This is a genomic window from Arcicella sp. (assembly GCF_964672035.1).
On sequence record NZ_CBABQS010000161.1, the window covers coordinates 1 to 3,823 of the forward strand.

At 36.5% G+C, this 3,823-nt stretch carries 4 protein-coding genes; 3 read left to right on the forward strand and 1 reads right to left on the reverse strand.

Translation table 11 applies throughout. The features are described 5' to 3' along the window. Positions 1–897: LamG domain-containing protein (locus AC1W31_RS20750; protein WP_481736413.1), on the reverse strand; the 897-nt coding region annotated here is incomplete at its 3' end. 63 nt (positions 898–960) lie between these two features. Between AC1W31_RS20750 and AC1W31_RS20755 the strand changes: the two genes are divergently transcribed. Genes AC1W31_RS20755 through AC1W31_RS20765 form a run of 3 tightly spaced genes read left to right on the forward strand, consistent with a single transcriptional unit; the run spans position 961 to position 3,674 of the window. Further along, positions 961–1,665 (forward strand): class I SAM-dependent methyltransferase, encoded by a 705-nt coding sequence (locus AC1W31_RS20755; protein WP_481736414.1) that lies wholly within the window; start codon positions 961–963, stop codon positions 1,663–1,665. Position 1,666: 1 nt separating this feature from the next. Continuing rightward, the gene (locus tag AC1W31_RS20760) at positions 1,667–2,767 is read left to right on the forward strand and encodes a glycosyltransferase (protein WP_481736415.1); all 1,101 of its coding nucleotides are present in this window, start codon (positions 1,667–1,669) and stop codon (positions 2,765–2,767) included. 4 nt (positions 2,768–2,771) lie between these two features. After that, a complete protein-coding gene (locus AC1W31_RS20765) occupies positions 2,772–3,674 on the forward strand; it encodes a class I SAM-dependent methyltransferase (protein WP_481736416.1) in 903 nt (300 codons plus the stop codon). The last annotated feature ends 149 nt before the right edge of the window (positions 3,675–3,823 follow it).

A 3,823-nucleotide genomic window follows, 5' to 3' on the forward strand; every position in this document is an offset into this window, starting at 1 on the left:
AGAATAATCACCCGTCTTTTTCACAAAGGTATAATCAAATGTTTTGCTATTTGTGCCTTGATTTATGCCATCAACTTTCCATTGATATTTTGCAGTATTTGTGGCTCCGTTGGCTATAAACGTTATTTTATCACCTCCGCATGGAGCTGGGTTACTGGCGGATATTGTTATGGTTGGACTGGTATTATTACTTTCAAAAAGGGCTTTTACTTCGTCTGCAGTTATGGGGCGATTATAAATGTGGAGGTCGTCCGCACTTCCTATGAAAGATTGAACATTAGTGCTTCTTGTACCTATATTAGCAAAAATTTGTCCGCTGCATCCGTAATATGGCAATGCCCCGTTTGTAGAAGTTGTTTGAATGAGTACTCCATTTAGGAATAATTTTACTTCGTTTTTATCACGAGTGACTGCCGCATGATACCATTTTCCGATAGTCGGTAATGTTCCTGTGCTTACGCTCGTTACATGAGGTGTTGTAGTTACATCATATCCTCCACCGTCTATGCCAGATATTCCATAATAATTATTGCTAATGTCTATGTTTTGGTCTCCACAACTACCTCCAATTGACAGAACCCTGTAACTATCCCCATTTGATGGAATAGTTGTAACATAAATCCATATAGAATAACTGTAATCGTTGGAAGCAAATTTATCAGAAGGAAGGGCGATATAATTTGAACCATTGAAATTGTAAGCACTATTGGCTTTTCCAAAACGGTCAGTCGTCAAAGTTGCTCCGTTTACCGTTCCATTATTTCCATTGCCCGATTCATCTTTGGCATTAGCATTGAAGGGATAACAAGCCACTAAGCCATTTTTGAGATTGACTTGACCGATAATTGAAGTAATAGAGAGAAAAAATACGAGTAGAAAACTATTAACTTTTTTCATAATTGGGAACGTAGTTTTTTTAGACCTCCAAAAATACTAATTTTGTAATTCAAAACAATAATAATGAACGAAAGAGAAGCAGGTATCGAAAGGCTGTATCCTTCCATTTTTGGCAGAATGGCAACTCGATACTATTATTTAAGACAACTCCGCCAAAAGATTGAGGAGGTTATTCAACAATTTGTCGCCAATACTCCTACTAAATTAACCTTAGCAGATTATGGTTGTGGCAATAAACCTTACCAACCCTTGATTGCCCCATTTGTTGAAAAATATATTGGCATTGACCTACCCGAAAACACTTCGGCGGATATTCATATTTCACCCGAAGGACGTATTCAATTGGTTGATAATAGTTTAGACGTTGTGCTTTCAACGCAGGTTTTAGAACACGTAGTGAACCCGACGGCTTATCTATTAGAAGCCCAAAGAGTGTTAAAAAAGGACGGTCAATTGATTCTGAGTACGCACGGCTACTGGATGTTTCATCCTGACCCAACGGATTTTTGGCGTTGGACTTCCACGGGTTTACAAAAAGTAGTGAGTGAAGCTGGTTTTGAAATAGTTTATTTCAGAGGTATTATTGGAAGGTCGGCAATGGGTTTACAATTATTTCAAGATGGAATTCTTTTCAAAATCCCCAAATTTCTTAGACCTGTTTTGGCATTAATTATGCAACCTTTAATTATATTTTTCGATAAAACTACCTTGCAAGAAACCAGAGATAAGGATGCTTGTACATTTATATTAGTTGCCAAAAAGAAATAAGATGAATCTTTGCTTTGCATATCCCAATAAGTTTCAATTCAGTGAGACTTTTATCCGTGACCAAATTGAACAATTACAACCCAAAATAACGATTTATGAAGGTTGGTATCCTTCTTTAAATCAAGCAGATAAGTCATTTCTACCTTTCCCTTTTAATATACTTTTTGTAAGAGGAGGATTAAGAAGGTTAACCCCTAATTTGTACCATAAAATTTACACTTTTTTTCTGGCAAATTATCTCAAAAAGAATAATATTGACGTTGTTTTGGCTCAATATGGACCAACAGGTGCAACCATTATAGATGCTTGTAAAAAGGCAAAAGCAGAATTAGTTGTTCATTTTCATGGATTTGATGCTAACGAAAAAGCGACGCTTGATAAATTCTTACCATTGTATAAAAAGATGTTTTCAGAAGTGAAAGGAATTATTGCAGTATCAAGAGATATGAGGGATAAACTTATTAGTTTTGGAGCTAATCCAGAGACTACTATTTTTAATTCTTGTTTTGTTGATACTAATAAATTTACAATTGGAACACCTGAAAAAAATGAAAAAATCTTTATAACCGTTGGTCGATTCACACCTAAAAAATCCCCTCAATCAACCATTAGAGCATTTAAAAAAGTTACACAGACTGTTCCAGATGTTCGTATTATTATGATTGGAGAAGGTGAATTGTTGAATGAGTCTAAGGCATTAGCAAAAGAATTAGAGATAGAACATTTAATAGATTTTAGAGGGGCGAGATTACCAGCAGAAATAGCAGAAACTTTAAAAACAGGAAGGGTATTTTTGCAACATTCAATGTTTGCTCCAAGTGGAGATTCAGAAGGTACACCTGTTTCAATCCTCGAAGCCTCCGCCACAGGTTTACCCATCGTCAGTACCCGTCACGCAGGGATAAAAGATGCTGTTGTTCACGGAGAAACAGGCTTTTTGGTTGAGGAAGGAGATTGGGAAACGATGGCAGACTATATGATTCAATTAGTCCAAGACCCACAATTAGCGGGTAAAATGGGTAGAGCCGCTCGCAAGCATATTGAAGAAAATTACGAAATGAGTAAACGAGTACAAACGTTAAGAGAAATTTTAGAAAAATAAAAATATGTCCACTGTCATTTCACCACTTACGGGTAAAAGCAACGTTGAAAAAGAGCAAGTTTTAGACATTCAAAAAGTCAAAAATAAGTATCAAGCGGAATTAAATACTGACGTTTCTCGCTTTTTCGAGAATGTTTCAGAATTAGGCATTTATCAATGCCAAGAATCTAAGCTAAGATTTTATTATCCATTCTCAGTTGTGAGTGATGGGGAATTTTATGCAGAATTAGCTCAAAATTACAAGGGCTATTACAACCTGTGGCGTTGGGAACACGAGAAGGTAATTCAAGCAATTCAACCCAATGAGGAAGTGCTTGAAATTGGCTGTGGAAGAGGATATTTTTTAGAAAAACTCATTGAAAAAGGAGCAATCCCAACGGGTTTAGATTTCAACCCAGAAGCCATCGAAGAAGGGAAGAAAATGGGTGTCAGTATCCTAAATGAAACCATCAAAGAACACGCTCAGAATCATCCTGAAAGTTATGATAGTGTATGTGCTTTTCAATTATTTGAACACGTAAATGAAGTAGGTGATTTTTTGAAAGATACGGTCAAATGCTTGAAAAAAGGCGGTTTATTGGCCATTGGTGTACCCAATAATCATTCCTATTACTTCAGAAAAGATACTTACCATACCTTGAATTTGCCACCCCATCATATGTTGCTTTGGGATGCTGATTCATTGGCTTATGTCGCTAAACTATACGATTTGGAAATTGTCGAAATCGTGAATCAGCCCGTTAGTCGTTTACACAGAGGTTCAATTTATAAAGTTTGGTTACAGAATGTAATGGGGGATAATGTATTGTCAAAATTAGTGCATATCACTACCCGTTTCATCGTAAAAAGTCTTTCTGTTTTCAACAATCAAGGCGTTACGGCGGTAGCAATTTACCGAAAGAAATAAATGGGCATCATCATTCGTCAAAGCATTAAAAATTCGGTTGTAACCTACGTAGGCGTGGCAATTGGTACGCTCAACGTACTATTTCTTTATAATAAATTCCTCACCACCGAACAATTAGGACTTTATACTGCCCTCACGAGTTTCCCATT

Coding starts and splice junctions, on each gene's coding strand:
- AC1W31_RS20755 (WP_481736414.1), top strand. CDS start 961: ATGAACGAAAGAGAAGCAGGTATCGAAAGGCTGTATCCTTCCATTTTT.
- AC1W31_RS20760 (WP_481736415.1), top strand. CDS start 1,667: ATGAATCTTTGCTTTGCATATCCCAATAAGTTTCAATTCAGTGAGACT.
- AC1W31_RS20765 (WP_481736416.1), top strand. CDS start 2,772: ATGTCCACTGTCATTTCACCACTTACGGGTAAAAGCAACGTTGAAAAA.